Origin of the sequence: Bacillus sp. 7894-2, assembly GCF_002272225.1 — a bacterium.
GTDB lineage: Bacteria > Bacillota > Bacilli > Bacillales > Cytobacillaceae > Cytobacillus.
The window spans coordinates 1-22,364 of sequence record NZ_NPDG01000020.1 but is presented as its reverse complement, the minus strand read 5'-3'; the positions used below and the strand labels follow the sequence as shown (position 1 = coordinate 22,364).

The 22,364-nt window shown below is 42.0% G+C and carries 26 protein-coding genes; 17 read left to right on the top strand and 9 right to left on the bottom strand.

All coding sequences use genetic code 11. The features are described 5' to 3' along the window. Positions 1–123 precede the first annotated feature (123 nt). The 5 genes from CHI10_RS04540 to CHI10_RS04520 all read left to right on the top strand — a co-directional run bounded on the left by CHI10_RS04540 (position 124) and on the right by CHI10_RS04520 (position 5,288). A complete protein-coding gene (locus CHI10_RS04540; protein WP_095243144.1) occupies positions 124–987 on the top strand; it encodes a MurR/RpiR family transcriptional regulator in 864 nt (287 codons plus the stop codon). Then, positions 984–2,111 carry a M20 peptidase aminoacylase family protein gene (locus CHI10_RS04535; protein WP_095243143.1) on the top strand — a complete coding sequence of 376 codons (1,128 nt, stop codon included), beginning with the start codon at positions 984–986 and terminating at the stop codon, positions 2,109–2,111. Before CHI10_RS04540 ends, CHI10_RS04535 begins: the two co-directional genes overlap by 4 nt. 2 nt (positions 2,112–2,113) lie before the next feature. Beyond that, positions 2,114–2,932, top strand: a complete 819-nt coding sequence (locus tag CHI10_RS04530; protein WP_095243142.1) for a GNAT family N-acetyltransferase — start codon at positions 2,114–2,116, stop codon at positions 2,930–2,932. 21 nt (positions 2,933–2,953) lie between these two features. After that, entirely contained in the window at positions 2,954–4,111 is a 1,158-nt protein-coding gene (menC, locus tag CHI10_RS04525) for an o-succinylbenzoate synthase (protein WP_095243141.1), read from the top strand. Between the two features lie 91 nt (positions 4,112–4,202). After that, on the top strand, positions 4,203–5,288 hold the full coding sequence (locus CHI10_RS04520) for a YkvI family membrane protein (protein ID WP_095243140.1): 1,086 nt from the start codon (positions 4,203–4,205) through the stop codon (positions 5,286–5,288). A 47-nt stretch (positions 5,289–5,335) separates the two neighbouring features. Here the strand turns inward: CHI10_RS04520 and CHI10_RS04515 are convergent, their stop codons facing one another. Then, positions 5,336–6,685: an aminotransferase-like domain-containing protein gene (locus CHI10_RS04515; RefSeq protein WP_095243139.1), complete on the bottom strand. Its 1,350-nt coding sequence runs from the start codon at positions 6,683–6,685 to the stop codon at positions 5,336–5,338. A 145-nt stretch (positions 6,686–6,830) separates the two neighbouring features. On the opposite strand from CHI10_RS04515, the gene blaOXA reads away from it, so the two are divergent. Then, the gene (gene blaOXA, locus CHI10_RS04510) at positions 6,831–7,628 is read left to right on the top strand and encodes a class D beta-lactamase (RefSeq protein WP_095243138.1); all 798 of its coding nucleotides are present in this window, start codon (positions 6,831–6,833) and stop codon (positions 7,626–7,628) included. Between the two features lie 37 nt (positions 7,629–7,665). Here the strand turns inward: blaOXA and CHI10_RS04505 are convergent, their stop codons facing one another. Continuing rightward, positions 7,666–8,127 (bottom strand): hypothetical protein, encoded by a 462-nt coding sequence (locus tag CHI10_RS04505; RefSeq protein ID WP_095243137.1) that lies wholly within the window; start codon positions 8,125–8,127, stop codon positions 7,666–7,668. A gap of 112 nt (positions 8,128–8,239) precedes the next feature. Between CHI10_RS04505 and CHI10_RS04500 the strand changes: the two genes are divergently transcribed. The 4 genes from CHI10_RS04500 to CHI10_RS04485 all read left to right on the top strand — a co-directional run bounded on the left by CHI10_RS04500 (position 8,240) and on the right by CHI10_RS04485 (position 11,479). After that, positions 8,240–8,644, top strand: a complete 405-nt coding sequence (locus tag CHI10_RS04500; RefSeq protein ID WP_095243136.1) for a RidA family protein — start codon at positions 8,240–8,242, stop codon at positions 8,642–8,644. Positions 8,645–8,724: 80 nt separating this feature from the next. Continuing rightward, positions 8,725–9,543 carry a hypothetical protein gene (locus tag CHI10_RS04495; RefSeq protein ID WP_095243135.1) on the top strand — a complete coding sequence of 273 codons (819 nt, stop codon included), beginning with the start codon at positions 8,725–8,727 and terminating at the stop codon, positions 9,541–9,543. A gap of 14 nt (positions 9,544–9,557) precedes the next feature. Then, the gene (locus CHI10_RS04490) at positions 9,558–10,121 is read left to right on the top strand and encodes a hypothetical protein (RefSeq protein WP_095243134.1); all 564 of its coding nucleotides are present in this window, start codon (positions 9,558–9,560) and stop codon (positions 10,119–10,121) included. Between the two features lie 242 nt (positions 10,122–10,363). Continuing rightward, on the top strand, positions 10,364–11,479 hold the full coding sequence (locus tag CHI10_RS04485; RefSeq protein WP_095243133.1) for a zinc metalloprotease: 1,116 nt from the start codon (positions 10,364–10,366) through the stop codon (positions 11,477–11,479). 84 nt (positions 11,480–11,563) lie between these two features. Here the strand turns inward: CHI10_RS04485 and CHI10_RS04480 are convergent, their stop codons facing one another. The 3 genes from CHI10_RS04480 to CHI10_RS22855 form a co-directional block, all read right to left on the bottom strand. Further along, the gene (locus CHI10_RS04480; protein WP_095243132.1) at positions 11,564–13,030 is read right to left on the bottom strand and encodes an Msr family ABC-F type ribosomal protection protein; all 1,467 of its coding nucleotides are present in this window, start codon (positions 13,028–13,030) and stop codon (positions 11,564–11,566) included. Then, entirely contained in the window at positions 13,030–13,893 is an 864-nt protein-coding gene (locus CHI10_RS04475; protein WP_095243131.1) for a putative RNA methyltransferase, read from the bottom strand. The genes CHI10_RS04480 and CHI10_RS04475 overlap by 1 nt, the downstream gene beginning before the upstream one ends. 328 nt (positions 13,894–14,221) lie before the next feature. After that, entirely contained in the window at positions 14,222–14,266 is a 45-nt protein-coding gene (locus tag CHI10_RS22855) for an erythromycin resistance leader peptide (protein ID WP_142301762.1), read from the bottom strand. A 112-nt stretch (positions 14,267–14,378) separates the two neighbouring features. Here CHI10_RS22855 and CHI10_RS04470 point away from each other — a divergent pair, with 112 nt between their 5' ends. Then, positions 14,379–14,894, top strand: a complete 516-nt coding sequence (locus CHI10_RS04470) for a YoqH family protein (RefSeq protein WP_286137157.1) — start codon at positions 14,379–14,381, stop codon at positions 14,892–14,894. A 326-nt stretch (positions 14,895–15,220) separates the two neighbouring features. On the opposite strand, the gene CHI10_RS04465 is transcribed toward CHI10_RS04470, so the two are convergent. Continuing rightward, positions 15,221–16,090 (bottom strand): EamA family transporter, encoded by an 870-nt coding sequence (locus CHI10_RS04465; RefSeq protein ID WP_095243130.1) that lies wholly within the window; start codon positions 16,088–16,090, stop codon positions 15,221–15,223. A 132-nt stretch (positions 16,091–16,222) separates the two neighbouring features. On the opposite strand from CHI10_RS04465, the gene CHI10_RS04460 reads away from it, so the two are divergent. Continuing rightward, positions 16,223–16,450, top strand: a complete 228-nt coding sequence (locus CHI10_RS04460; RefSeq protein WP_095243129.1) for a hypothetical protein — start codon at positions 16,223–16,225, stop codon at positions 16,448–16,450. A gap of 66 nt (positions 16,451–16,516) precedes the next feature. On the opposite strand, the gene CHI10_RS04455 is transcribed toward CHI10_RS04460, so the two are convergent. Both CHI10_RS04455 and CHI10_RS04450 read right to left on the bottom strand, forming a co-directional pair. Continuing rightward, the gene (locus CHI10_RS04455) at positions 16,517–16,888 is read right to left on the bottom strand and encodes a VOC family protein (protein WP_095243128.1); all 372 of its coding nucleotides are present in this window, start codon (positions 16,886–16,888) and stop codon (positions 16,517–16,519) included. Between the two features lie 109 nt (positions 16,889–16,997). Next, positions 16,998–17,291: a phospholipase A2 family protein gene (locus tag CHI10_RS04450; protein ID WP_095243127.1), complete on the bottom strand. Its 294-nt coding sequence runs from the start codon at positions 17,289–17,291 to the stop codon at positions 16,998–17,000. A gap of 231 nt (positions 17,292–17,522) precedes the next feature. Here CHI10_RS04450 and CHI10_RS04445 point away from each other — a divergent pair, with 231 nt between their 5' ends. The 3 genes from CHI10_RS04445 to CHI10_RS04435 all read left to right on the top strand — a co-directional run bounded on the left by CHI10_RS04445 (position 17,523) and on the right by CHI10_RS04435 (position 19,717). Next, the gene (locus CHI10_RS04445; RefSeq protein WP_175609088.1) at positions 17,523–17,750 is read left to right on the top strand and encodes a hypothetical protein; all 228 of its coding nucleotides are present in this window, start codon (positions 17,523–17,525) and stop codon (positions 17,748–17,750) included. Between the two features lie 95 nt (positions 17,751–17,845). Continuing rightward, positions 17,846–18,226, top strand: coding sequence for a VOC family protein (locus CHI10_RS04440; protein ID WP_095243125.1), 381 nt, complete (start codon positions 17,846–17,848; stop codon positions 18,224–18,226). A gap of 375 nt (positions 18,227–18,601) precedes the next feature. Then, the gene (locus CHI10_RS04435; protein WP_095243124.1) at positions 18,602–19,717 is read left to right on the top strand and encodes a cysteine desulfurase family protein; all 1,116 of its coding nucleotides are present in this window, start codon (positions 18,602–18,604) and stop codon (positions 19,715–19,717) included. A gap of 7 nt (positions 19,718–19,724) precedes the next feature. Here the strand turns inward: CHI10_RS04435 and CHI10_RS04430 are convergent, their stop codons facing one another. Further along, entirely contained in the window at positions 19,725–20,267 is a 543-nt protein-coding gene (locus CHI10_RS04430) for a hypothetical protein (protein WP_286137148.1), read from the bottom strand. 102 nt (positions 20,268–20,369) lie between these two features. On the opposite strand from CHI10_RS04430, the gene CHI10_RS04425 reads away from it, so the two are divergent. Next, positions 20,370–21,377, top strand: coding sequence for a DUF3231 family protein (locus CHI10_RS04425; protein ID WP_095243122.1), 1,008 nt, complete (start codon positions 20,370–20,372; stop codon positions 21,375–21,377). A 191-nt stretch (positions 21,378–21,568) separates the two neighbouring features. After that, a complete protein-coding gene (locus tag CHI10_RS04420) occupies positions 21,569–22,222 on the top strand; it encodes a DsbA family oxidoreductase (protein WP_286137166.1) in 654 nt (217 codons plus the stop codon). Positions 22,223–22,364 lie beyond the last annotated feature (142 nt).

The window sequence follows — 22,364 nt, the reverse complement described above, 5'->3', positions numbered from 1 at the left end:
ATAAAATTTTCAGAATTATTATTGTTTTCCGAAGAAATGTGTGGTAATTTAGTAAAAACGAAGTTCAGACTTCATAAAATATAATAAAACAGCTTAAACTTCATAATCTTAAGGTGATCCTAAATGAAATTAAAAGAAACAATAGAAAAAGAGTTTTCTAACCTCTCCAAAGGCCAGCAGAAGGCCGCGAAGTATTTGCTCGATCATCCGAAGGATTTTGCCGTAAAGTCAGCGGGTGAGATTGGAAAGAGAATCGGGGTCAGTGAAACGACAGTCATCCGTTTCTGCTATTCGATTCAGCTTTCAGGCTATTCGGAGCTTCAAAAGATGGTAAGGGAACAGCTTTTAAAGGCGAATAGCACACTCGGGCAGTATTTTACGAATAAGGTGGAATTGGCCGAAAAGCCGGAGTTCCTGGCAAGTGTGATGGAGAAGGATTGTCTGCATATACGGGAAACGATTCAGAATATAAGCCAGAATGATTTTGATGCCTTGGTTGACCGGCTGATCGAATCGAAAAAAATATATATTTCAGGACTTAGGTCTTCTTTCTCGGCAGCGAGCTGGCTTTCATTTACCCTTGGGGTGGTGAGGGGAAATGCGAAGCTGATCCGGCCGGATACGGATGATCTGCTGTTGACGGTCACCGAAATGGATAAAAGTGCGACGTTTATCGCCATTTCATTCGACCGTTATATGAAGGATACGATCAAAATGGCGGAATTGGCGAAAAAGCAGGGAGCATTTGTGATTGGCATAACCGATTCAGCGATCGCGCCAATTAAAGAGCATGCTGATTTGCTTTTTCAAATACATTCGTCGGAAAAATCGACGATTGATGCGGCACCCGCACTATTTTCCTTTCTAAATGCAGTGATTGCAGGGGTGTCCATACAAGATCAGGAACGATTTCAAACACGGAAAGAACAATATGAAAAGCTGGAGAGTGAACATTTTTTTATTCAGCCGGGAGGGAAGTTGGATTGAAGAATATAATTGATGAGCTTAAACCCGCGTTAGAGAAGGTATTTACCCACTTGCACGAACATCCGGAAGTGAGCTGGAGGGAATATAAGACAACCGAGTACCTGCAGAAATTCCTGGAATGCCGGGGGTTTCAGGTTAAACTGTTTGGGGATTGCACCGGTCTGGTTGTTGAAGTAGGAGAAGGGAGTCCTTGTGTCGCGCTGAGAGCGGATATGGACGCACTTTGGCAGGAAGTGGACGGCAAGTTTCAGGCGAATCATTCCTGTGGCCATGATGCCCACATGACGATGGGGGTCGGGGCGATGCTGTTCCTTCAAAAAGCAGGATTCCCCAAAAAAGGCAAGCTGAAATTCATCTTTCAGCCTGCTGAAGAAAAGGGCACCGGAGCTCTAAAAATGATTGAGCATGGCGTGCTGGATGATGTGGATTACCTGTACGGTGTACATCTGAGGCCGATTCAGGAAATTAGGGACGGGGAAGCATCGGCAGCCATTTACCATGGTGCAGCAAGATTTCTGACCGGGGAAATTATCGGGGAAGACGCCCATGGCGCCCGACCGCATCTTGGCCAGAATGCCATCGAGATTGGCGCTTCTTTTATTCATGAAATTAAAAACATCCATTTGGATCCCATGGTCCCCTATACGGCTAAAATGACCAAGTTCCATGCGGGCAGTGACACAGGCAATATCATACCTGGAAAAGCTTCCTTCAGCCTCGATCTTAGGGCACAAACTAATGAAGTGATAAACGCACTGTCTGAAAAAATTGAAACGATCACGGAGTATTTATCTAAGCTCTATGGAGTCAAAATTACACTTGATACGAAAGCGAATGTGGCAGCAGCTGAGGTAGATGAAGAAGCGCAGCATTTTCTCGAAAAGGCCGTAATCGATGTACTTGGTGCCGCCAAATTACGGGAGCCAATCGTGACATCAGGCGGTGAAGACTTCCATTTTTATACCTTAAAAAAGCCGAATATTAAGGCCACCATGCTTGGATTGGGCTGTGACCTGCAGCCGGGTCTTCATCATCCGGACATGACCTTCAATCGGGAAGCGATTTACTCAGGAGTGGAAATACTGGCCAGGGCGGTAATGGCCACTTTGGAAAAGGAGGAGTGAAGATGGCTGCTGTGACAATTGATTTGCGGGTATTAAAGACAGCGAGCGATATGAATCTGATTCAAAAGCTGGAGGAGATCATCTGGAATATGGCCCCGCTTCCGGTTCATCAAACCATCACAGCTGCCCAGAACGGCGGGCTTCTCCTCGGGGCATTTATAGAAGAAGAACTGGTGGGATTCAGCTACGGATTTCCCGGTTTCAACAGAGGAAAAGGGTATCTGTGCTCCCATATGCTTGGCATTCACCCCGACCACCAGGATAAGGGGCTTGGAGCGTTATTAAAGCAGAAGCAAAAGGAACTGGCCATTGAGTTGGGATATGACCTGATCACCTGGACGTTTGATCCGCTTGAAAGCCGGAATGCTTACTTGAATCTTAACAAGCTGAATGCAGTTTGCTCCACTTATGTGGAGAATTGCTATGGAGATATGGATGATAATTTGAATCATGGACTGCCGACAGACCGGTTAAAGGTGGAGTGGTGGATTACCAGTTCACATGTGGAGGAGCGATTGAGTATTGAAGCAGCTTCTGCAGAGAATCCGTTTGACTGGGGACTATCAGAGGACAACTTTCCTGTTTTATTAAATACAGTATGGGAGGCATGTGGCGGACCTGTGCTTGTTCCGATTCCGGCAAACTTTCAAGCTATTAAAAATCATAATTTCGAGCTGGCGATGGACTGGCGCTTCAAAACCAGAGGAATTTTTCAGGCGTTATTTTCACAAGGGTATGCCATGGCGGGTTTTCAAAAAAGTGCAGCAGGCCCGGTACACTACTATGTATTAGTTCAACGAAACGAGCTTACACTCAACTAACAGGAAAAGGCGGGAATGAATATGAAAGTGACAGAAGTTGTATTGAGGCATATGAAAATGAGAATGAAAGCACCATTTACAACAAGCTTTGGCACGTTTCAGGATAAAGAATTTCTTTTACTGGAAGCGAAGGATGAGAACGGTGTGAGCGGATGGGGGGAATCAGTAGCCTTTCATTCACCATGGTATAACGAAGAAACACTGAAAACAAACTGGCATATGCTTGAAGATTTCATCATTCCGAATCTATTAAACAAAGAAATGGAACACCCTGATGAAGTGTCGGAAAAGCTTTCTTACATACGGAAAAACAATATGGCGAAATCGGCTTTTGAAGGGGCGGTTTGGGACTTATTTGCCAAGCAGAAAGGAATTCCGCTTGCGAATGCTCTTGGCGGGACAGCGAATGAAATTGAAGTTGGAATCAGCATCGGGATTCAGGATTCTGTTGAGGACTTGCTGAACCTGATTGGTGAATATGTAGAGGATGGCTACAAACGAATTAAAGTGAAAATCAAGCCGGGCTGGGATGTTGAGGTCATGAGGGAAGTGAGGAAGCATTTCCCGGATATAGCGCTTATGGCGGATGCAAACTCAGCCTACACTCTTAAAGATATTGAACTGTTAAAACAGCTGGATGAAGTTGATTTAATGATGATCGAGCAGCCGCTGGCCTCTGATGACATTATTGATCATGCTGTCCTTCAGAAAGAACTTAAAACACCGGTCTGCCTCGATGAAAGCATCCATTCCTATGAGGATGCACGCAAGGCGATTGAACTTGGAAGCTGCAAAATTATCAATATCAAAATCGGCCGTGTCGGGGGCTTGACAGAATCCAAAAAAATTCATGACCTCTGCCAGGAACGCGGCATCCCGGTATGGTGCGGCGGCATGCTGGAATCCGGCATTGGAAGGGCACACAATATTGCCTTAACCACACTATCAAACTTTATTATGCCAGGGGATACAGCTGCATCATCCCGCTATTGGGAGAAGGATCTGATTGACCCTGAAGTAACCGTTGAAGATGGGATGATCAAGGTTCCTGAAAAATCCGGACTTGGGTATGAACCGAATTATGAAACTATTAGAGAGTTTACTGTTTTTGAAAAGAGATTTACGTTGAATGAACAAGCAGCCCTTGTTGGCGGGAATAGTGTCACTCAAGTCAAATAAAAGCGCAAATAGCACTTAGAGAGAGAGGATTCTCTCTTTCTCTTTTAAACAAAGTTGTCAAAAAATTCAAATATTAAAAGGAGGAATAGTTTTGAAAAAGAGTATTCAGATTGCCGGGGCCTTTATTGGGGTCATTGTCGGAGCAGGCTTTGCTTCAGGGCAGGAAATTTTGCAGTTTTTTACGGGCTTTGGCTGGATGGGACTAGCCGGAGCTGTGCTGGCGACCTTTTTCTTTGCATTTCTTGGCATGAATTTAACCCAGCTTGGAAGCCGCCTGCAGACAGATTCCCATAAAGATGTGATTTACCATATTTGCGGAAAGTATCTCGGGATGGCTGTTGATTTTATCATTACATTCTTCCTTTTCGGAGTCGCCGTCGTCATGCTTGCCGGATCAGGATCGATCTTCGAAGAGCAGTTCGGCATCCCTAGCATGGCAGGGAATATCATTATGGCCGTGTTGACGATCCTGACCGTATGTCTGAACGTCCAAAAAGTCATTTCAATTATCAGCCTGGTGACTCCATTTCTGCTGCTTATGGTGGTTATCATTAGCGGCTACGCTTTAAGCACGATGGGACTGGATTTCTCGGAAGTTCAGAAATTGGCGGAAAGCGGGACGCCTGCTGCATCCAACTGGTTTATGGGCGGATTGCTATATGTTTCTTATAATATCGCGGCTGGTGCTGCCATGCTTGCTGTCATGGGAGGCACAACAAAAGATGAAAAGCAGGCTGGCTTGGGCGGCATCCTGGGCGGTGTTGGACTGGGTGTCCTGATTTTACTGATCAATGTAGCCATGCTGGTTAAAATGGACGTGGTTGAAGGATCTCCAATGCCGATCCTGGCGCTTGCAAATGAAATTTCACCGGCATTTGGATTGTTAATGTTCGTCGTCCTGCTGGGGATGATCTACAACACAGCTGTTGGGATGCTGTACGCCTTCACTGCAAGAATCGTAAAAAGAGAGAACCCTAAATTCAATATCTTCGTTGTATTATTTGGAGCTGCCGCTTTTGGCGCCAGTTTCATCGGCTTCATCACTTTGGTCGGAACGGTATACCCTTTAATGGGGTACTTAGGATTTACATTGATTGCGGCGATTGTGTTTGCTTGGTTTAGAGGGAAGAGGAAGGCTGTTGGGAGGATTGGAAGCGGGGTTGTTTTAAAACAATAGGAACTATTTTTTAGAAAGCTCAGTTCTCCTGAGCTTTCTTTATTTTATCAAAATCCATATTTTAGGGCTAACGTACGAATCCCATCTCCGATCTTCTTCACCCCAACCGCAATTTTCCTGTCATCCACCTGTGACACGCTTAACCGGATACGGTTTTCCTGTCTGTACTCAGGGAGGTACATACCTGCTGCATCCTGAACCAATACATTTTTCTTTTGGAGATATTCCACAAGATGCTTTGCTTTCAATCTGCCCGGAAGCTCAACTGTCGAATAGAATCCCGAATCCCCGCCAGTAAAAGCAGCACCAGGCGGCAAATGTTCCAGGTACGCCTTTTTGAGAATGGTGCCTTTCTTTTTGTATTGCCGTCGGAGTTTTTCAATATGGGCCTTAAACATTCCGCTGCTTAAGTAAATCTCAAGTGCCCCTTGTGTGAGGACTGGTGTATGGACGTCCGCTGCAAATTTGGCTTGTGTAAAACTTTTCATTAAGGCTCCCGGAAGAACGGCCAATCCTAATCGAAGTCCTGGCAGCAGAACTTTAGAAAAGCTTTTTGTGTAAATGACTCTTCCGCTTGGGTCATAGGCAAACATGGGGTCTGCTTTTTTCCGGGTATCAAGGTCTCCCATATAATCATCTTCGATTATGTAGGCATCATATTTTTGAGCGAGCTCGACAATGTGCTTTTTTTCCTGATTGGTGTAGCTGCAGCCTGTCGGATTCTGGAATCGGGAGACTGTGTAGAAAAACTTAACGCTTCGTTCTCGGAAGACCTTTTCCAGATTATTAAGATCAATGCCATTCTGATTTACCTCTATGCCGATCGGTTTCAGGCCGCGCGAAGTAATGGAATCTATGAAACTGAAGTGTGTTGGCTGTTCTACGCAAATCTCATTTTTCTTATTGGGAAAAGGCAGTGAGATTAAGAGATCCAGAGCCTGCTGGGAACCTGATACAACGGCAATTCTTTCAGGCGGGGCGAAAACCTGCAGGTCCTGAAGCTGATCTGAAAGCTGATGCCGAAGACTCGCCAAGCCGAGGGGATGGGAATACTGAAACATTTCTTCCTTATAAAGTTCAATTGCCTGATTCATGCAATGCTGATAATCACGGTAGGGCATCCTGCTTTTATCCGGTCCTGCCGAGACAAAGTCTATTTTCATTTGAGTTTGTTTTTTGGGTTTATCTGTCCCTACTGCAAAATAGCCGCTTTTTGGCACAGAGTAAATCAGATGTGCCTTTTCCAATTCACTGTAAGCTTTTAGTACAGTGTTGATGCTGCAGCAGAATTCCTTGGCAACCCTACGGATGGAGGGGAGCTTTTCTCCGGATTTTAACTTTTCATCATCTAATCTGGATTGGATTTCTCCTATGATTTCCTCATATTTAGTGCTCATGAATTCACACCTTGCTGAAGATTTGTATGGGTACAGATGGCTAAAAAGCTTCTTTTCTGTATCCATCATGCTGTTTATAGTATAAGGGACAATTAAAGGGCTGACATCATGACGGAAATCCTATTTTATAAAGGAGGAAGAAAAGATGAATTGGATGAGGAGAATGGGTATAGCCGTTTTTGCCTTGTTATTGCTGCTGGCAGGTACAGGTGCTGAGGCATTAGGCGGAAAAGAAAACACGAAGGAGCTGCACATTGAAGAAGTTTTTGCAGGAAAAGAGGGAACAATGGTTCTCAAAAATCTTAAGAATGACAAGGTTCATGTCTATAACAAGGAGAGGAGCAAAGAGAGACTGACGCCGGAGTCAACCTTCAAAGTCGCCAATGCCCTAATCGGGCTCGAAACTGCCGCTGTGAGAGATGAATACGAAGTGAAACGTTGGGATGGAGTCGAACGGGAATTCGAAAGCTGGAACCGGGATCATTCTCTTGCTTCTGCCATGAGGGAATCGGCTATCTGGTTTTATCAGGACCTGGCAAGGACAATTGGTGAAAAGAAAATGACCGATTACTTAGCAAAGATAGGGTATGGGAACCAGGACATATCTGGCGGAATTGATTCGTTCTGGTTGGACAGCAGCCTGAGAATAACCGCAGCAGAACAAGCTGATTTTATCGAAAAGCTTGTAGAGGAGAAGCTGCCTTTTACAGAGAAAAACCAAAAAACAGTCAAACGAATAATGATTCAGGATGAACAGGATCACTTCATTTTACATGGAAAAACAGGGACAAGGCTCTCTGACATGGGCCTTGGCTGGTATGTTGGTTTTGTTGAAACGGAGAAGGGGATATGGGTGTTTGCGGTGAATATTGATGGAACAGGCACTGAGGCCAGGAATATTGCTTTAGAAGTATTGAAGGAGAAAAAAATCATTAATAACTAAACTGGATCAGGGGGAACCATGTCCTGGTTCCCCTGTTTTACTGAACTTCCGCCACAAATGTAAAAGAAATTTCACCGTTTTGCCATTCCGCTAGGACTTCATAAATATATTTTCCCTTATCTGCAGGCATGTTAAATTGATTATCCTCCAGCTTGATATCACTTTCTATTCCCGTTTCATTCCATAAATACACCTTCATTACTGGATCATCTTCAATTTTCACTTTGACTTTCTGGTCCGGTTTTACAGGAATAGGTTTAAGCTGTACTGCCATCTGATTCGGGGATGCATGATCGGTTTTGATTGATTCCGTTTCAAGGCCTTTTTTTCTGAACCACTGATAGTTTCCTTTTTCCATTCGATATTCTGTTCCATTCACTTCAATAGTTGCTGTCTTCTCTGGCGGAAATTTCGTGTGATCCACCGGTTTATCTGAACAGCCAAACAGTAAGCTGACAGAGGCAATTACGATTATACTTACTAATCTTAAACTCCGCATTGTGCCACCTGCCTTTTATGATGGTTATTAAAAACAGTTTATCTGAAAAAGGAGATCTTATATATAGCTAGAATTAAATTAGTAAAATGTCAAAGGAAAGGAATTTTTGAAGATGAAGAAAATCTCACTAATACATTCTCCGGTTTTACCTGCAGTTGACTATGCTTACGCCTCCCATATCCCTTCTGGAATGGATCTTTATTTTATGGCAGGGGCCTGTCCGCTCGACAAAGAGGGAAAAGTTCCTGAGGGAAAAGGCTATGAAGAACAGGCCAGGCTTTGTGTTGAAAACCTGAAAGCAGCCTTACAGGAATGTGGAGCTGAATTAAAGGATGTGGCTTATACTAGAGTTCTGGTAGCATCCTCTGACCAGGCAGATTTGGTGGCTGCATGGAAGGCAGTCAGAGAGGAATTCGGTTCCCATGATGTTCCGAGTACATTGTCCGGTGTTACCGTTTTGGGGTATAGCGGCCAATTAGTTGAGATAGAGGCAGTTGCTGCAGTAGCTAAAGAATAATTCATTTTTATTCAAGTAAATTAAATAAACTGATGACTAATATGTTAAAATTTTTCGAGGATAAAAAAGGGGATTTTAACATGAATACTTTAAAAAATTCTATTTCTTATTTACTAATGATTCCTGCTATCTTAATAGGAACCTTTGCCATGGCTGCAAATGGTGTGAGTCCCGGAATATCGCTTCAAAACATCCTAATCTGGATAATGGGAACTGTTTTGTGTTCTTATTATTTGGTTCCTAAAAAGGAGAAAAGAGTAAGTAAAGGGAACCTCATTATAACCTGCATTCCAGTAGCCTTATTAGTTCTTCCATTCCTGTTTGATGGTTCAGGCGGTGTTCATCGCTGGATAACTTTTGGACCGGTTAACATAAATGCAGCAAGTATTATTTTGCCATTTTTAATTATACAGCTATGGAAAAATCGGACAAGCCATACAATCGCACTGTACTTTATTACTTTATTAATATTGCTATTCCATCCAGATGCAGGTCAATTAACTTCATTTGCCTGTGCAGCTTCCATTATTTTGTGGAAGAAGATTAGTAGTTGGAAGTTAAAGTTGTTGAGCTTTATGCTTAGCGCTGTCATAGTTATCATTTCATGGATTTTTATCGATGATTTAGCACCGGTTCCTTTTGTAGAAGATATTATCTTTTTGGTTGCAGACCTTGGTATTGTCTGGCTGATTTTGGGTATATTGTCGTTGCTGTTATTATTAAGTCCATTCTTTTATTACGGCAGAAATAATATTTTATCGTTATCTTTGGGAGTTTACTTTTTAATGGCTATGATTGTAACGTTATTTGGTCATTTTCCAATGCCGATCATGGGGTATGGAATCTCACCCATAATCGGTTATTTTCTTGCCGTCAGCTGGATTAGAATAAATAATTGAAAATGGAGAACTAAATGTCTATTATCCTTGCAATAATCGTCCTTATGGGTTTATTTATTTTAGGAATCAGGTTATGGAAGACGAGCAGAATAGTGTCACTGCTCTTTATACTGCCTGTATTGGCAATATTCCTTTTTGCCGGATATGTGTTTTTTAACTCTTGGTATCATACTGCTCCAGATTCATTGAATTTCACAGTCGAAAAGGAAAATCAATCCTATACAGTGACAGGCGTTTGGAAAAAACCATTAGATGCATATAGATTTCCCACAGATTTTATTGTTTTTTATGTTCCTGGTAATGGGGAAGTAACGGAAGTTAAGCGAAATAGATCTGAGGATTATGAAAAAATGGATAGCCTTTACTTTGAAGATTCGGTTCAGGAATGGTTAAAAAATGAGCAACCTCCTGAATTAGAACCTCAACTATTTGATATAGAGACATCCAGGGAATTTAGTTTTTCATTTGCACTGCCGGAAAATGTAAAACCAGACGAGGTAAAAATCTATTATGTTCATATGAGAGATGAACCAATGGAAGCCTTAGAGTTTTGGTTTAAGGAGATTGAGTTGAAATAATTCTCTTACGATTGGGTAACTGAAGCTAGCCTGCATTTGACCAATCAAAGAAGTATTCGGCGCCCATGATGTTCCGAGTATTTTGTCGGTGTCTCCGTTTTGGTTAAGCGGCCAATTAGCTGAGCTAGAAGCGGGTGCTGCATTAGTGCCTAAGTCTCTAAGGGTTCATGAATTTAGTGTATAGAATTGAGTATGGGACACATAATAAAACCGCCATAAGAATTCGATAATGGGGGTAGACCATGACTTGTAATCAAATCCCGGATAATGCGTTAGAAATTATCACCAAAAAGTGCAGGGTGGTTAATATTTGTGTGTTTGTCTCGCCAGGCGTAAGGATTGAAAATAATGAGATCTGTACCTTGATTGGAAAAGCGAATGATATCTTATGCCGGTGCGGGATAGTATTTAATGTAGATAGGATAAAAAAACTTGAAGAGATTGTACCAAATCCGGACGATTATGATTTTGCACTTGAAGAGATAGATTCTGCAGCTGATTTTTTTTCGAATATGTCTAACTATCCAACTGCAGAGCTGTTATATAATCTTAAAACCTGCTGCACAGATGGAGCGCATATATCACTTCACTTCGTTAGAGGAGCAGCATTGAGAAATAACGAATTTGGAGCTTCTATAGGGGATGTCAGCAACAATAAATATTTTTCAATGATGACAGCTATTGAACTTCGAGGGGAAAAAGTTGCACATGAGCTAGGGCATTGTTTAGGGCTGGACCATGTAAATAATCCAAACAATCTTATGTTCTTTCCGAATATGGGGTTTGATGTGTTGAATGAACAATGCGCAGCAATAAGACGAAGTCCTCTGATTCAAGAGGAGTTCTATCCGGTGTCATTTACTACAGAATTCCCTAAACGGATTGAGGTTGAAATACTTCGTTTGTCAGTTAGAGAAGTAACTGAATTTGTGGATGATGATATCGAGGTTAGGTTTAATTTTACAATCAATGTAATAAGGCCTGGGTCCAATCCTAATGAAGATCCGATTATTATTATTAAGACAGAAAAACTTTCATGGGAGCACCATGACATTGAGGATGACCATCCTGAAATTCCGTATCACATCGGCCTTCGAACAGTGGTGGAAGTTCCAGATGTTAATGCTGGCATAAAAATCATAACGGATGTAACCGAATTTGATCCAGGAACTGATGAAAAAATAGATTTTCCCTCAATTCTCCTTAAGGACGATACAAATTGGGGTATTGATCTCGGAGAATTTCTTACTTCGAGCACCCATGAAATTTTTTATGACATGGATTTGGTTTGTAAGACAACAGCACTACCTCCAAAACATCAGGCAATCCCGAATTTTTGCGAAAATGCTATTATTTAACTTGCGAGTCCAATTCTAATGAGAACACTCTTTTGTTTGCCCTACGAAAAAGACCCTGCTGCAAAAGCAGCCGGGTCCATTTTTTTAGTTCTTCTTAAGAACAAGCATCTGATCCTCTATCGCATACACACAATCAGCTACCCGTTCAATAAATACCGTATCATGTGAAACCAGCAGAACAGTTCCTTGATAGGCTTTTAAAAATTGTTCCAGAGCCTCGATGCAATAAATATCCAGAAAATTTGTGGGTTCATCTAATATCAGCACATTGTATCTGCCTAGGAAAAGCTGGCATAGCACGAGTCGGATTGCTTCGCCGCCGCTTAAACTCCGCACATCCTTTTTCAGGTCATTTCCTGTAAAATTCATGGATTGCAGAACCGAACGAATTTTACTATCTTCATAATCGCTTTTGTCTTTCATATAATCCAGCACCGTTCTGCTTTTATCGAATTGGTAATCCATCTGTTCATAGGCGCCGATTACCGCTTTAGGAGAGAGGGTAATACCCTCGCCGCGGTTCAGGATATGGTTGAGGAGTGTTGATTTTCCTAATCCGTTTTTTCCAGTAATGGCAATCGTTTTGCCAAGGGGGAATTGGAAGCTCGCTTCTTTCAGAAGTGTTTTTTCTCCGCCTTTTAACGTTACCCGATCTCCCATAATGGGAAATTTATTGTGCATTTCCAGTGTTGGATGTTGATGAAAGCGAATCGTCATTTCTTCCTTTGGCGCATCCACATTCTCGAGCATCTGTACCCGCTGCTCAATGGCTTTGGCTGCGCGCTGGACCGCCTTTTGGCTTGTATCCTTGGATTTTGTCATAAACATTTTATTGGCTTTGGCCTTAGTTTCCTTTTTGGAGATATGCCCGTTGGCTTGGGTAATTTTCTCCGCCTTTTTCATTTTTTCTTCTGCCGCTTTTATTAAGCGGGATTTCTCTTTCACATATTTTTCATGCTGCTCAAGCTGCTGTTTCCGCTGCAGTTCTCTTTGCTCTATATAATCAGAATAGTTACCGGTATATTCTGTCACAGTTCCGTCTTCAATTTCCCAAATTTTTGTGACGAGCTGGTCCAGAACATACCGGTCATGGCTGACGAGCACAAGGGCACCATAATAATAGGTCAGCTCATCAATAAAAAATTTTATCCCTTCCTTATCGAGATGGGTGGTGGGCTCATCTATTAACAATCCTTCATAATAGCTGGAAAAAATGTGCGCTAATTTCCTCCTCGTTCTTTCCCCGCCGCTTAAACTTTCGATTTCCGTGTCCGGGATTGCCAGCTGACCAGCCAGTTTATAGTCTATTTCGCTTTCATCGGGCGCTGACAGCTGATCGAAATAGGCAAAATCAGCAAAGCTGTTAACCAGTCCTTTCTCAGGCTTTATCTGTTCAGCCATGAGCTTCAGGAGGGTGCTTTTCCCAGCCCCGTTTTTGCCGACAATTCCGATCCGGTCAAACTGATGCACAGCCAGCCGGGGAATGTTTAATACTACTCTATCTAAATAGGAAACTTCTATATTTTTTAATTCAAAAAGTACATTTTCCATTACGATAACCTCGTTTCTTTTTGGTTTAATCCAATTAATATATCTGCGTCAATAGTGATTTGGCTGCTTTTGAATGCCTCCAAAGCTGTCTCATCGGCATCCCAGGCAAGGGGAGACATCTGCACTAAATGTGTCCGTTCCTTTTCATTCAACTCTTTTGCATCTGACACGGTGACAATGTCTATGAGCGTAAAATGCTTTTTAAAAAGGGAGATGGTTTCATCATTCCTGTAATTGCTGTTTTGATTGGTTCCATGAATGGCATTCCGCAGCTCTTGTAAATGAGCTGCACGCGGCACCACCTTAATGATGAGCCCGCCTGGAGTCAGAATCCGTTTAAACTCCTTGTAATTAGAAGGAGAAAAGATATTTAAAATCATATTCATAGAACGATCAGCCATAGGAGATTTTGCCAGATCCCCGACAAGCCAAATGGAATCTTTATAGCTTTTGGCAGCCTGAGCAATCCCTGCTTTGGATATATCCAGGCCAATCCCTGTCACTAGTCCGTTTCTGGAATAGCGCAAAATCTTTTCAAGATGCGATCCTTCACCGCATCCTGCATCAAGGATTAAGGCATCAGAATCGGCGGAAAAGGAGTCAATTGCGGCTGTTATTTTCTCATGAAGAAGTGTAAAAAGCTCACTCTCCATAATGATTTTCTTCCTGGCTTCAAATAAAGCTTTATTGTAACGGCCCTTCGGTGTATGGCTGAGCATATTCACATAGCCATGGTGTGAGATATCAAAGGTATGCCTGTTTGGGCATATCAGGCTTTTCGCTTGAACAACCTGCAGTGAATCCTCACATAGCGGGCATCTAAGTGCATTTACATAATTTTTATATTTAGAGTGACTATCCATTTTCTTCTTCCTTTCAATAAAAAAATCACAGGCATCTGCCTGTGATTCAGAGTAAAGGGAAGAGGGCCCATCCTAATTCGGTTAGGGGCTGATCAGGAGCCGTCAGCAAATAAACCTTCCTTTTGCTGTCTATTGGAAGGCTTATAGACATAAAAAAAGAAAGGCAGAAAAATCTGCCTTTCCATTCATAATAAAATTGCCATGCATTGACGGCAATTTAGGAAATAGCACAAATAAGGCTATTTCATATGAATTGTAGATTATTAAAAAAGGACAGACTAATCCCGTTTACTCTGTTCACACAAACAGAGCCTTTGAACGTATTAAATTACTGGTTCAAAGTTGGGAATCGAAGTCTCATCGCGTGTGTCATTTTTTAATAATCCTCCTAAACTAATTTGATACAGTGACCATTATATGTCCATCTATTAAAAATGTCAAAGGTTCCTCCGAATTTTGCAGCGGAATGGAGGGTAAATTAGTCATTGAAACGGAGGGAAACGATTATTAACGATTTTGATTGTGTTTTTTCATTTCCTTTATTTGAAGCGCATGCGGAATCTCTTTCCTATCCCTGCACCATTCTGCTGGAGCCTGTAAAAGTTATACCGAATATGCAGGGAACAGCTCTTATAACCAAAGTGAAGAAGCCCTATACAGATGAGCCGGACAGTCCTGTCAGGGAACGGACAGCGATTGGAATCTATGCTGACTGGGTGCCCCAGCCTTCTGCATTTGGCGATTATGACCAATACGAAGGGGTTGCCCAAATTCCTGGTGTAATCAGCTGGAGATTTAAAATGCACCCTGTTAAAGAAGATCAGCCAAGTATCTTTGGCGGCATCCCATGGGTTGGCAAGTTTGACGAAATATCAGCTGAGCTTTCTCCTGATGCAATTGTGCAATTGCGTCTATCCAATTCCCGATCCGGTACATTGGGGCCGGTTATTTTGCAGAATTCATTAAAGGGGTGTGTCAGGCAGGTGGGTAGGAGTGCTTAAGCGCACATAAATATTTTTATCCGCACATAAAAAAGGGCTATCCGCACAGAAATGCTGTTTGGGGTAAAAAAAAGACACGCTGGGTGCCCAATTTAGATTGGAAATCAGGAAAACGGCCCAAATGAGGCCGTTTTTTTCGTATTTATTGTCTAAATAATCAGGAATGCCGTCTAAAACTCGTTTTTGCTATGCGCAAATAAATGATTTTATACGAAAGTAAAATATGTTATCCGAAAGTAAATTGTATGCTCACCTAAAAAAACAGCTGCAGGAAGTCCAAAATCAGCAAAACGGCCAAAAAATCAGGCCGTTTTCGTTTTTATTTCCTAAATAATCAGCAAAGCCGTCCCAATTGTAATTAAAACGGCACCGGCTATGGTATTCATACCTGGCTTTTCCTTTAAAATAATGAAACTTAAGATCATTGTCAGCACCACACTGAATTTATCAATGGGGTTCACGACACTAACCTTGCCGATGGCGAGAGCACCGAAATAGCACAGCCAGGATAAACCGGTTGCGGCTCCGGAGAGGAAGAGAAATAAATAGGACTTTTTCGAAATGTTTTTAAGCTCCTTAATAGTCCCCTGGAAAAGTACAATGCCCCATGCGAAAAGAATGATGATCACAGTCCGGATAAAGGTAGCCACATTGGAGTCGACGTCTTCAATTCCGATCTTCGCTAAAATATTGGTGGCTGCAGCAAATACAGCGGACAGCACGGCCAGAAAAATATAGGACTTAGTATTAAATACTTTCTTTTCGCGGGTTATTTTCCTGTCCCGGCCAATTAAGACAAAGGTTCCAATGGAAATAATGATTCCACCTGAAACAACCAGTGCTGTGGCGGGTTCCCTGAGAATAAAAAATGATAAGAGGATCGTTAAAACGACGCTCGACTTATCGATGGGAACTACCTTCGATACATCTCCAATCTGAATGGCTTTAAAAAAGCAGATCCATGATAAGCCGGTTGTCAGGCCTGAGAGAATAAGAAATATGTACGATTTTACCGAAATAGTAAAGATGCTTTCTGTTTCACCAGTAATAAGAACCATTAAAAAAGCCATGATGACCACCACAATTGTCCGGACTGCGGTAGCCAGATTGGAATCAACTTTTTCAATGCCAATTTTCGCAAGGATGGCGGTGAAGGATGCAAACAATGCGGCCAGCATGGCTAAAATTATACTCATACACATGAACTCCACTTCTGCAATTGGTTAAGTATAGTGATGTATAGAATATTATTTGATTCATTTAGTAAAAAATTCTGTTTTCTTTTTGAGTATTCTATATTATAGTTTGGTTAAGCAAGGAGGAAGAAAATGGATCATATTGATAAAAGGAATCGCCTTGATGAAGAACCATTTAGCTTTCGGGTAAATAAAAATAGCACAGTGTTTCTTGATTTTAATGGAAAACAAGTGAAAATCCTAAAGGGTAAAGAGTCGGAGAAGTTTCTAAAAAGAATGAGTGATGCTGAAGATGAAAAGAGCAGGCAATTAATCATGGCGAAGATAACGGGGAATTTTAAACGGGGAAATGAACGGTGATTGTTTTGAGCTAAAGCAGCAGTGACAATGGGCACTGCTGCTTCTATTTTTATGTAAGAAGAATATCTATCTATGCTGGTCGAAAAGAATAGCGTTGCCATCCGGATCTTCAAGGGTGAAGCTTGCAGGGCCGGAGCCTGATTCATTTGCCTCATTTATAATAGAGATCCCTTGTTCCTTCAGCTGCTTTTGAAGGTCCCTAATGTCAGTGAATTCCTCTAAGTTTTCTGCGTTCTGATTCCAGCCAGGATTAAATGTAAGGATGTTTTTCTCGAACATGCCTTGGAATAGACCTATCACACAGTTTTCATTCTTCAAAATCAGCCAATTTTGCTCAATATCTCCGCCTAATGCCTCAAAACCAAGTTTTTCGTAAAATTCTTTTGACTTCTGAATGTCTTTTACGCTTAAGCTTACTGAAAACGCTCCTATTTTCATGGTTCCTCCTTCGGTTTTCTTATTATTCAGATAACTAATTTTGAGTTTAATCGAAGTCATTTAATAAAGCAATATTACTGTGAATAAAAAAAGCGGCTAGCGCCGCTTTTTAATAATGTCTTCTCCTCCGAAACCGGCTGCAGGTAAAATCGGTCTGAATCTTCATATAAATATAAATGATTGACGCAATGGTTCCTTCTTCGCCATGCATGTTTGTTTTTGGCTTCAGACATCTGAGAAATTCCTGGTCACAGCTGCATTTGGATCTTCCGCTTGCCCAGCATTTATCGTGTGCTCTGCAGCATTCGTCCACTCCATTAATGGGTGCGCCCGGTCCGCTGCACCCTGGACCGCACCATTTGTAGCCCGGAAAAAGGCAAGGAACCCGTTTTTTTCTATTCAATAGTATCCCTCTTTTAATATCAATTTAATCTATGAATATGACAGAATCATAATAGAGGTGTGGTTACTTATCTATTAAAAGAAGATTGTTTTCGTATTAAGGGCAGGGGCCCATACCCCATAGGCAACTGACGCATATCCTTTACTGTAGACAAATACAGAGGAGGAGTTCCGTTTGGATTATCAATACCAGCAAATGCCGGTGTCACAGGAGTTTGTTCCGCACAATGGCATGTATTTCACTGACCATCGAGTTCGTCCCGGATTTGGAATTGGAAGAAGACCCGGATTCGGGTTTGGCCGGCCGGGATTCGGGTTTGGCGGCCCAGGCTTTGGTCTGGGGCTTGGATTTTTAGGAGGGCTTGCGACAGGAGCATTGCTGACGCCGGGACCTGGCTTTGGATATCCTTATTATCCATACCCGCCTTACCCGTACGCGCCATATCCTTACTATTACTAAGAAGGCTGAGCTTTGTCCCTGGGGCAGGGCTCTTTTTTAATTGATTAAATTTTCAGTTTTATTTAATATAAAAATAACGAAAGGAGTGTAAGAACATGATTAAACAAGTCGGACAAATTATGCTTTACGTTAACAATCAGGATGAAGCAGTAAATTTTTGGACTGAAAAAGCCGGATTTCATGTATTGGCCGAGGAAGATAATGGCCAGGGAATGAGATGGATCGAAGTATCTCCATCAAAGGAGTCGGAGACGAGTATTATTCTGCATAATAAGGAATGGGTAGCGAAGATGTCGCCGGGATTAAACCTGGGCACCCCTTCGTTGATGTTTTTTACAGAAAATCTTGAAAAACTTCATAGCGATTTTTCAAACAAGGGCATTACGGTTGGAGAAATTGCAGAAATGCCTTCAGGCCGGGTTTTTAACTTTGCGGATGGTGAAGAGAATTACTTTGCTGTTATGGAGAGAAAGTGAAAAGTTTGAGTGAAAGACGATCGCGGCAGTTGATCGAGCATTATATAGGCTTGTCAGCTCACATTTTGATGCCGGGCTTCCATTGGGACATAAAAAAAACTAAAAACTGAGTTTTTAGGATAAAAGCTTACGGAAAAAGCGTACAAAAAATAGTCAGGACCGCTAATCTAAAAAGTTTCTCAAGCATAGCGCCAGCTCCTTTCGATTAGTTGGTATATTTTTATTTTAAGCCTGCTTTATTAAAGCAGGATAAAAGGTCTGTAAATTTATTGTTAAATGTTTTTTGGAGGGGGTGCGGGGGCATCCCTTTTTAAATTAAACTAAAGCTCCATTACCTCTATTATTTTGATATTCTTAAAGAAAGGGGGAAGGGAAATGAATAAAGTATATCTTGATTACAACGCAAGCACACCTTTGGCCCCAGAGGTTGCAGATCACATGTATCCTTTTCTGACAGACTTTTACGGAAATCCTTCTGCAATGCACTGGGCAGGGCTGCCGGTAAAAGAAAAAATGAATCGTGCGAGGCAACAGGTATCTGACTTGCTGTCATGCTCACCTGAAGAGATTATTTTTACCAGCGGCGGAAGTGAAGCAAATAACCTGGCATTAAAGGGCTATTTTTTCAAACATCTGACAAAAGGCAAGCACATCATTACATCAAAAATAGAGCATCCTGCCATAATCGAGCCATTAAAATTTCTCGAGCGTTTAGGGGCTGAACTCACGATGCTGGATGTGGATAAATATGGAATGATTTCTGCTGGAGATATTGAAAAGGCGATTCGGGAAGACACAATCCTGATCACCATTATGCATTCAAACAATGAAGTGGGGACTCTGCAGCCAATAGAAGAAATAGCCGAAATCGCAAGGAGGCACAAGATCGCATTTCATACCGATGCTTCCCAATCCGCCGGGAAGGTGCCTGTTGATGTTAATAGGCTGAATGTGGATATGCTCACCATTGCCGGCCATAAATTGTACGCGCCTAAAGGGGTTGGCGCCTTATATATCAGAAAAGGCATCGAGCTTGAACCGCTTATTCATGGGGCAGGACATGAGTTTGGAATGCGTGCAGGAACTGAGAATACCTTGCTTGCAGCCGGACTCGGCAAAGCCTGTGAGTTAGCTGGGAAGCATGTCTCGGACGGCGGGCTTGCTGACTTAACGGATTATTTCTGGGGTAAATTGAAGGTGGCCTTTGGAGATGAAATAGTCCTAAATGGACATGAAGAAAAACGGCTGCCGAATACCCTTAATGTCAGTTTTATGAATCGGGTTGGCCAGGACATTTTATCAGCCATTCCTCAGCTTGCAGCCTCTACAGGGTCTGCCTGTCATGCAGGAAAAGTGGAATTATCTCCAGTTTTGAAGGAAATGGGGGTTCCGAAACACATTGGAATGGGCGCTGTCAGATTCAGTCTGGGGAAATATACGACAAAAGAGGAGCTTGATCAGGTGGTTTCCTGGCTTAAAGAAGTGATTTAGGAGCCCGTTATTCCACTGAAAAGACATCAGCAATCTGCATACTATCATCTGAAAAAATGCAGTACATATCTTCATAACCGTTTTCAATGGCCATTTTCGGAATGACCATCCCATCGAAGCCTTGCTTCGTAAGACTTTCGCGAAATTCAACGTTGGCTTCATCTTTATTTAATAGGATCGCCTTATCTTTCCAGCTAAGGTGTCTTTTTTTTGTGCTCGCATAGTCGCAAAAGGGATCTCTCTCATTCATGAATTGTTCAAAGGAATCAAATTCCTTTAAGTTAGGTTCATCTATATAGATTTTATAGACATATCCGCGGATCTGCTTATCGTATTGAACCACTTTCGGCGTTCCATCCTCCCAGAACTCCGTATCCGATTTTTCACAGACGGTCTCTGTTCCAATGGCAAATGACTGAGCAGACTCAAAATTGGATGTACACCAGATCCCAAGTGTATCGAATTCCTTCATTGTTTTTTGGACTGACATCTCTTTTTGAAAGTACTCCAATTTCTTAATGGAACCATGATAAAGGATCAAAATAAACACCTCCCATTATTAGTGTGTGCAATATTTATTCATTTATTTAAATGTGATTGTTTTTCTTTCAGCTTTTGGAAATGCTAATAGAAAAAGGAGGGACGTGTAGTCATGAATGATAGTCAGAACACTGCATTAACTGCAGCTGAAATAGCGCAATTATGGTCGGCTTATTTGAACAGCAGCTTGAGTCAGTGTATTTTCACCTATTTTTCAACTACAGTGGAAGACCAGAAACTGCAGTCCATGCTTCAGGATGGTCTTCAATTAACGGTGACCCATTTAAAGAAGGTGACTGAATTTCTTGAAAATGAAGGGATTGCCATTCCTTATGGATTTAAGCCGGAAGAGGATGTGTATCCTAATGCCCCAAAATTGTTCTCAGAAAATTTCTCACTGCATTTCCTTTATAATCTTACCATGTTTGCAGTGAATTTTTATGCTTTGGCCAAAACACTTTCTGTCCGGTCAGATATTGTTGAATACTTTAATAATTGCTTAATGGAAGCGAATGCGTACGAAACAAAGCTAAAAAATATGCTTATGAACAAAGGCTTGTATATGAGATCTCCCCATGTCATCCCGGTAAAAGAAACCAGCTTTGTCGAAAGCAAAAAATTCATGGGCGGATTGTTCGGCGATAAAAGGCCCCTGAATGTGATTGAAATTACAAATATATATAACAGCTTGAAAAGGAATGCCATGGGAAACTCGATTATGATTGGATTTAGCCAGGTTGCCAAATCCAAGGAAGTTGGCCAATTCTTGATAAGGGGAAGGGATATAGCTGCAAAACATACAAAAATCTTTGCGGAGCAGCTTGAGGAAAGTTTTTTGCCTATTAGCTTGTCCTGGGATATGGAAGTAACAGATTCCACTTCTCCTCCCTTTTCAGATAAACTAATGTTGTTTATGACAACCACGCTCATTGCATTAAGTACAGGTTTATATGCAACAAGTGCTGCATCGAGTGCACGAAAAGATATTTCGCTTAGCTTCATCCGACTGTCTGCTGAGATCGCTAATTATGCTGAAGATGGCGCAAACATTCTGATTAAAAATGGCTGGTTCGAGGAGCCGCCGCATCCGGCGGATCATGATGAACTGGCGAATAGATGAGAGAAATGATAACGCCAAGATCCGTATAACAAGCACTGTAAGCGACCCAATCCTGAATCAGGATTCCGGCTTTGAGCTTTTTCCGTGTAAAATAAAATCCACCCAACTATACTAAAGAAGAAAATACTGTATGGGAGGAATCAGGTATGCATATTGAGATGTGGACTGACTTCGCTTGACCGTTTTGCTATATTGGCAAAAGGCATCTGGAGGATGCCATTAAACAGATTAATCATCCAATCGAAGTGACTTACAGGTGCTTCGAACTGGACCCGACGGCAGAGCGGGATATTCAGGATAACATGTATGAAAAATTGTCGAAGAAATATGGGATGACGATTGAGCAGGCGAAAGCCAACACGCAAAACATGGTGCAGATGGCGACAAACGCCGGGCTGGAATTCAACATTGATACCATTGTTCTCACTAATACGTTTGACGCACACCGTCTGACGATGTTTGCCAAAACAAAAGGGTTAATGAAAGAAATGACAGAACGGCTGCTGAAGGCTTATTTTACAGATTCCAGGCATATTGGAGATCCTGCAACATTAGCCCAGTTAGCAGAAGAAGTTGGCCTGAACCGGGAAGAAGCTGAACAAATGCTTGCCGGTGATGCGTTTGCGGCTGAAGTCCGTGCAGATGAGCAATTGGCACAGCAGTACCGCATTACAGGGGTACCGTTCTTTCTTATTAATAAAAAGTATGCATTAAGCGGGGCGCAGCCAACAGAGATGATCGTTCAAGCGCTGCAGAAGATAATTGCAGAGGACGAGATAACTGTTCTAAATGACAGCGAAGGTATGATCTGTGATGATGACGGCTGTGAAATCCCGAAGAAATAATTAAATCATAAAGAGGATTTAGAGTCAGAACCCGGTGCAACTTCGGACACAAAAAGGGAAAATTGGCGGTCTAGAGTCAGAACCCGGTGCTATATCCGACACAAAAAGAGAAAATTGGCGGTCTAGAGTCAGAACTCAGTGC

Coding starts and splice junctions, on each gene's coding strand:
- CHI10_RS04425 (WP_095243122.1), top strand. CDS start 20,370: ATGAATGATAGTCAGAACACTGCATTAACTGCAGCTGAAATAGCGCAA.
- blaOXA (WP_095243138.1), top strand. CDS start 6,831: ATGAATTGGATGAGGAGAATGGGTATAGCCGTTTTTGCCTTGTTATTG.
- menC (WP_095243141.1), top strand. CDS start 2,954: ATGAAAGTGACAGAAGTTGTATTGAGGCATATGAAAATGAGAATGAAA.
- CHI10_RS04480 (WP_095243132.1), bottom strand. CDS start 13,030: ATGGAAAATGTACTTTTTGAATTAAAAAATATAGAAGTTTCCTATTTA.
- CHI10_RS04495 (WP_095243135.1), top strand. CDS start 8,725: ATGAATACTTTAAAAAATTCTATTTCTTATTTACTAATGATTCCTGCT.
- CHI10_RS04455 (WP_095243128.1), bottom strand. CDS start 16,888: ATGAAAATAGGAGCGTTTTCAGTAAGCTTAAGCGTAAAAGACATTCAG.
- CHI10_RS04440 (WP_095243125.1), top strand. CDS start 17,846: ATGATTAAACAAGTCGGACAAATTATGCTTTACGTTAACAATCAGGAT.
- CHI10_RS04500 (WP_095243136.1), top strand. CDS start 8,240: ATGAAGAAAATCTCACTAATACATTCTCCGGTTTTACCTGCAGTTGAC.
- CHI10_RS04460 (WP_095243129.1), top strand. CDS start 16,223: ATGGATCATATTGATAAAAGGAATCGCCTTGATGAAGAACCATTTAGC.
- CHI10_RS04485 (WP_095243133.1), top strand. CDS start 10,364: ATGACTTGTAATCAAATCCCGGATAATGCGTTAGAAATTATCACCAAA.
- CHI10_RS04490 (WP_095243134.1), top strand. CDS start 9,558: ATGTCTATTATCCTTGCAATAATCGTCCTTATGGGTTTATTTATTTTA.
- CHI10_RS04530 (WP_095243142.1), top strand. CDS start 2,114: ATGGCTGCTGTGACAATTGATTTGCGGGTATTAAAGACAGCGAGCGAT.
- CHI10_RS04435 (WP_095243124.1), top strand. CDS start 18,602: ATGAATAAAGTATATCTTGATTACAACGCAAGCACACCTTTGGCCCCA.
- CHI10_RS04540 (WP_095243144.1), top strand. CDS start 124: ATGAAATTAAAAGAAACAATAGAAAAAGAGTTTTCTAACCTCTCCAAA.
- CHI10_RS04515 (WP_095243139.1), bottom strand. CDS start 6,685: ATGAGCACTAAATATGAGGAAATCATAGGAGAAATCCAATCCAGATTA.
- CHI10_RS04465 (WP_095243130.1), bottom strand. CDS start 16,090: ATGAGTATAATTTTAGCCATGCTGGCCGCATTGTTTGCATCCTTCACC.
- CHI10_RS04505 (WP_095243137.1), bottom strand. CDS start 8,127: ATGCGGAGTTTAAGATTAGTAAGTATAATCGTAATTGCCTCTGTCAGC.
- CHI10_RS04445 (WP_175609088.1), top strand. CDS start 17,523: ATGTATTTCACTGACCATCGAGTTCGTCCCGGATTTGGAATTGGAAGA.
- CHI10_RS04475 (WP_095243131.1), bottom strand. CDS start 13,893: ATGGATAGTCACTCTAAATATAAAAATTATGTAAATGCACTTAGATGC.